The following is a 5642-nucleotide window of genomic DNA, read 5'->3' as shown; positions in this document are numbered from 1 at the left end:
TCTTTTTCATTTTCCCGTCCTATCTACCTTAAATTTTAATTTTTATATTCATGAATAAATATTTATGTTCTATAGACTATTTTTTGTTTCGATCCAAACAAAAATGGTTGTTTAGCAGCGTTCTCTTCTATTCTTTATGTAGTATGTTTGATTCATTTTCGCATGATACATATGTCGAACAGAAAAACCCCTTCAGTTGCGAAGGGGTTTTTATCATACGGCTACGCCTACTGATAAACACCATCATCATTTTAACAACTTTCGTATGAATTTTAAAGCACTTTTTGTAGAAGAGTAACGAATTTTCATGTCAAATGCTGTAGATTGGGACAAAATGCTTTTATAATGTGAAAAAGTCCGAAAACTTTGTTCACCGTGATAGCTGCCTAACCCACTACTTCCAACGCCCCCAAAAGGTAAATATGGCGTTGCAAGATGATACACGACATCATTTATACATCCTCCGCCATATGAAATATTACTCGTCACTTTCTCTTGCACTTTTCTATCTTCAGAAAATACATATAGTGCTAACGGCTTTGGATGGTGCTGAATCGTTTCAATTACCTCTTCTATTTTGTCGTATTCTATAATTGGTAAAATAGGTCCAAAAATTTCATCTTCCATAACAGCACTTTGCCATGTAACATTCGTTAACACTGTAGGCTCTATGTGTAATGTTTCTTTCGTATAATTCCCGCCAATCACAGGTTTACCGTCTTGCAAAAATGTACATAGACGTTCAAAATGACGCTCACTCACAATTCGCACATAATTGTCATTTTGCAAAGCATCTTTTCCATATTGCTCTGCGATTTCATGTCGTAATGCCTCGATTAACTGCTCTTTCACTGAAGAATGAACGTACATATAATCAGGCGCTACACACGTCTGCCCAGCATTCAAAAACTTGCCCCAAACGATACGTCTTGCGGTTACATCTAGCTTTGCATCTTTATGTACAATACATGGGCTTTTCCCGCCAAGCTCTAACGTAAGAGGCGTTAATTTTTTCGCCGCTGCTTCCATCACAACTTTTCCAACACCAACACTACCTGTAAAGAAAATATAGTCAAACGGTTCCTTTAAAAGTGCAGTGCTTTCCTCAACACCGCCTTCTACTACCGATACAAGCTCTTCTGGGAATAATTCTTCTAGCATTCTCGTAAGCACTTTTGAAACGTTTGGCGTTAACTCTGACGGCTTTAAAACGACTGTATTTCCGGCTGCCAATGCTCCTACGAGTGGGGCAATTGCTAATTGAAACGGATAGTTCCACGGTGCGATAATAAGCGTCACACCATAAGGTTCTGGCACTACTTTCCCCTTCGATCCAAAATGAGTAAGAGCTGTGCGAACACGCTTTGGTTTACTCCAAGATGAAATATGCTTCATTTGAAAAGAAATCTCTTTTAGTACATATCCAATTTCTGTTGTAAATGATTCGTGAACTGATTTATTCAAATCTAATTTCAACGCTTGAAAAATCTCATCCTCAAAACGCTGAATTCCATCATAAAGCTTCTTCAAATTATTCTTTCTCGTCTCTACACTTCTCGTATGCCCTTTGTAAAAATATTCCTTTTGTTTATTTACAATAGAGGAAATACTCATGCACTCACCTTCTCCCACTATTTTTATCCAATTCTTTCATTATTTATATAGACTTCATATGTAACAAATTTCTATTCTTAAAGTTACATTATATATAACTTTTCCCTTTATATAAAATTCATTGCTCACAAAAAAACTACCGAAAGAAAATCTCCCGGTAGTTTTACTGTATTAACGATATAAACGAACAGCACCTGCAGAGTTATCATCAGCTTGTCCTACTACTTCAAACTTCAGACCAAGCTTCGGTAAAATACGTCCTGCATCTGGAATTTGCTCATTAATATACTTTTTAGAGTCATCAAACTTCGGTACTCCTGGTAATCCATCGTATACGAATGTTCCACGCGTTGGAGATACCACTTTCCAAGCTGGCGTTTTGTCGAATGAGAACGCCGAATCAGCAATTTGGAATCGCGTACTGCTTTTAAATGTTGGTTTGCCATTTAAAGTTCCTGCAATTGCTTCTGGATGAGAGTCAACTACACCAAGGAAACCATGTCCTGGATGTATGCCAACCCAGTTATCTGTGTAAGCTGAATCCGCATACCATACAACCATACCAGTGTTATATACTGGACCGCGAGCAAATTTCAATGCGTTATCTGAACCCGCATAGTTTCTCCACTCTACATAGTAGTTATGCTTTTTCTTATCCATTCCGTTAGATGCAACGAAACCGTCCAATTTGAATTGTGGTGTACCTTCTGCATCATCAGAGAATGCAACATTTCCATCTACAGTTAGTGACGCATTATCAAGTGTAAATCCATTTAACGCCAATCCACCGTCTGTAATATATTCAAATACTAGTTTCACTTTCTTACCTTTGAATTGACTTAAATCATATGATTTATCAACCCATTTTCCATTTGTCGTAGCTGCATTTCCACTATTTGCTTTCTCACCAATTCTTTCAATCAACGTTTTTTGTCCATCTTCTGTTACAGCGTGTACTTCAAGGAAATCGTACTCTGCTTCGATTTCATACAATGACTTATAATCGAATTTTGCAGTCGTTGCTTTCGTTAAATCGAATAGTGGCGTTTCCATCGTTGTATGAAGGTCATCACCTTTTGTGCTGTAGTAATACTGTTTACCAAATGCAGGCTGAATTCCTTTTACATCTTTATCTGGTAAGTTAACACGAATCAGACCTGGACGATCTGACTTCGTAACACTTTGGTCTAAGTATGTTGCAAGACCGATACCTTTATTTAATTTCTCGTAATCTACTTCTACGATGTTCGCCCAGTTACCACCGATTGTTTTTTGGAAAAACTCTTTATTTTGTGGTGATAAACTCGTTGGCGTTGTTCCTGCGATTTTACCAGCCCAGCTTCCGCCACTCATAATAGACCAAGCTTCAACCGGTTCACCCTGACCGCTATACTGTGTATCATACTCATCTGGAAGACCTAAATCATGGCCATATTCATGTGCGAATACACCAACCGCGCCATCTTCTGGTTCAATTGTGTAGTCGAATGCTGCCATATTTCCGCCCCAATATGGAACTTTCGCTTTTGTACCTTCAATTGCGAATGGTTTTGGTCCAACTGTCCAGCGATGTGACCAAATTGCATCATCACCTAATTTACCACCGCCAGCTTCTTGTCCAACACCCGCATGAATAATCATTAAGTGATCGATTAAACCGTCMGGTTGATTTTKATTCCCATCACCATTTACATCATATTGATCGAACTGATCAAACTGTGATAAATCAAGTCCGCTATCTACAGCCGCTTTTAATGCATCTTTTACTAGATCACGTGGTCCTTTTGGTCCTTTATTATCATGACCTGTACCAGCATCTGCACCGTAATCAGCAGCTTTACCTGGAACTGTTAACCATTTTGTGACTGTTCCGTCCACTGTGTAACTACCACCTGATTGCTCTTCGTAATATTGTTTAAACGTTTCGATTTTGCTTCCATCCTCTAACGCAAATGGCTCATTACCGAATAACATTTTTTCATAATGCTCTTTATTAAAATCGTTCGAATACATATAGCCAGGCTCTTTATCAATATTGTTATGTTTGAAATCAGCATACTCTACAAGTAAAACGAGTACTTTATCTTTACGAACTTCACCGTTATATCCTTTTTGTTTTGCTGGTGAAGTTGGTACTTTACCATTTAAGCCCCCTTTAACTGGACCTGTTCCTGCTGCAGTCCCGTTTGCTGGTTGCTCTGATTTTTCTTTCGTTTCTGCTTTCGCATCTTTCACTTTCTTTAAAAAGTCAGATGCATCTTTCGTAAGTTGGTCCCCATTTGTCGCTTCTTTCCCAGGATTTTCACCCTTTTTCTTCTCTACATACTTTTCGACAGCTTTCTTTGTTTCTGTCTCTGAAGCCGACGAATCAATTACCCCACGTTCTTTTAGCGCATTTGCTAATCTCTCTTCTGGGATTAAGTGATCATCAACTGGGCTTGTAGCTGTCTTGTTCTCCGGCGTTTCAGCATATACAGACTGGCTTCCAGCACCAAACGACAAGCCTAGAACAGCTGTCAAAGCAATTGATGATAACACTTTAAATGGTTTCTTGTTCATCCCTTATTGCCTCCCCTAATATAAAATATGTATTACATACTCTATATTATTAAAAATTCAATATATTTTCAATATTTAGTTATATTATGTAATTTTTTTAATATATTTGTAAAAATTTCATAGTTAGTATACGAATATATCACAATTCAACAATGTTTTCAGAAAATATTGAAAATTTTTGGCAGAAACCTTATAATTTCCATAGAGAGAATTTAATGGGGATTTTATCTTTGTTTCATCTACACAATATTCGATAATTTGATACATAAAATATAAAATTCGATTAATTATCGTCTACTATGTAGCAGCAATTATGACCAATAATTAGGGAGGAATTACATTTGTACAAAGATAAGGCTGACTCACTAGATCAAGAATGGATTGATTTAATACTTGAAGCTCTAGATGCTGGCATTGCCCTGCAAGATATTGAACACTTTTTCCAACGTATGAAGCATACGAGCCAGGCTCAATAGCCTCGTTCTTTTTAACGAAGTTTATGTTATAATAATCACATCATAAGACGACTACATATTGATAGAAAGGTGCGCAAATATGATAGGAGAACGTATAAAACGCCTTCGTTTACAAAAGGGCATTTCACTAACAGAACTCGCCGAAAAAGCTGGTGTAGCTAAATCTTACATTAGTTCTATAGAACGAAATTTACAAAAAAACCCTTCCATTCAGTTTCTCGAAAAAATTTCAGCTGTTCTACAAATTCCAGTTGATACGTTACTTCACGATGAAACAACAACAGAAAGTCATCTAGACTCCGAATGGACACAACTCGTTAAAGATGCGATGAGCTCCGGTGTCTCAAAAGAACAGTTTCGTGAATTTCTTGAATTTACACAATGGAAGAAAAATCAACAATAATACATATGAAAGAGTGCTTAAAACGGGCACTTCTTTTTTTCTTTATAAAAAAAAGCGGGGAAATCCCCGCTTTTTGCTTTATTATTTTTCTTCTCCAGCTTCTTGGTTAGCATTGAATGTCCACTCTAAATTCAATGAATCACCTTGGARAATATTTTGCTCTTTTCCATTGTCTACGAATTCAAACTGTACCMATAGGTAATCCTCTGTGCCAGCCTCTAATCCACCCTTTTCTCCCCACTCAGGAGCAAAGATATCTTTAGCTAAAAGATCTGGATCTACATTTTGTAAATCCGCTAAAGTTGTTTCATATACAGCCTCACTTTGCTTATCCCAGTTCCAAAGGAATTTCACTTTAATATGCTTACCAAAGTCTTCACCAGCATTATCACCTTTTGCATCTTTAACAGTATACTTTGTCGCTAATTTAACATCTTTAATTGTTAAACTACCATCGTTCTTTAATAAGAACTCTTTCTTAACAGTATCCCCTGGTTTTAAATCTTTAATATCTACAAGCGTTTTAGGGTTTAATGTAAGATCTAACGTCCCAGCTGCAAATGTATTGTTCGATACTTCTTTATCACTAA

The 5642-nt window shown here is 37.0% G+C and carries 5 protein-coding genes; 2 read left to right on the top strand and 3 right to left on the bottom strand.

Annotation, left to right across the window (positions count from 1 at the left end; genetic code table 11):
* Positions 1–246: 246 nt before the first annotated feature.
* Positions 247–1614, bottom strand: coding sequence for an aldehyde dehydrogenase (locus tag AC1DTM_RS17195; RefSeq protein WP_016104227.1), 1368 nt, complete (start codon positions 1612–1614; stop codon positions 247–249).
* Positions 1615–1785: 171 nt separating this feature from the next.
* On the bottom strand, positions 1786–4173 hold the full coding sequence (gene inhA1 / locus AC1DTM_RS17190) for a M6 family metalloprotease immune inhibitor InhA1 (protein WP_477000550.1): 2388 nt from the start codon (positions 4171–4173) through the stop codon (positions 1786–1788).
* A 341-nt stretch (positions 4174–4514) separates the two neighbouring features.
* Here inhA1 and AC1DTM_RS17185 point away from each other — a divergent pair, with 341 nt between their 5' ends.
* Both AC1DTM_RS17185 and AC1DTM_RS17180 read left to right on the top strand, forming a co-directional pair.
* A complete protein-coding gene (locus tag AC1DTM_RS17185; protein ID WP_002011474.1) occupies positions 4515–4649 on the top strand; it encodes an anti-repressor SinI family protein in 135 nt (44 codons plus the stop codon).
* 79 nt (positions 4650–4728) lie between these two features.
* Positions 4729–5052: a helix-turn-helix domain-containing protein gene (locus AC1DTM_RS17180; protein WP_002064339.1), complete on the top strand. Its 324-nt coding sequence runs from the start codon at positions 4729–4731 to the stop codon at positions 5050–5052.
* An 81-nt stretch (positions 5053–5133) separates the two neighbouring features.
* Here AC1DTM_RS17180 and calY read toward each other — a convergent pair.
* A partial coding sequence (gene calY, locus AC1DTM_RS17175; RefSeq protein ID WP_477000549.1) for a biofilm matrix protein CalY occupies positions 5134–5642 on the bottom strand: 509 nt, incomplete at its 5' end.

This window comes from Bacillus sp. P4_D3, from assembly GCF_056401855.1.
Note: the sequence above shows the minus strand (reverse complement) of the source record. Positions and strands in the feature narration are given on the sequence as shown.

Bases quoted from the DNA above. Each gene is read 5' to 3' on its own strand.
- AC1DTM_RS17195 (WP_016104227.1), bottom strand. From the start codon at position 1,614: ATGAGTATTTCCTCTATTGTAAATAAACAAAAGGAATATTTTTACAAA.
- AC1DTM_RS17180 (WP_002064339.1), top strand. From the start codon at position 4,729: ATGATAGGAGAACGTATAAAACGCCTTCGTTTACAAAAGGGCATTTCA.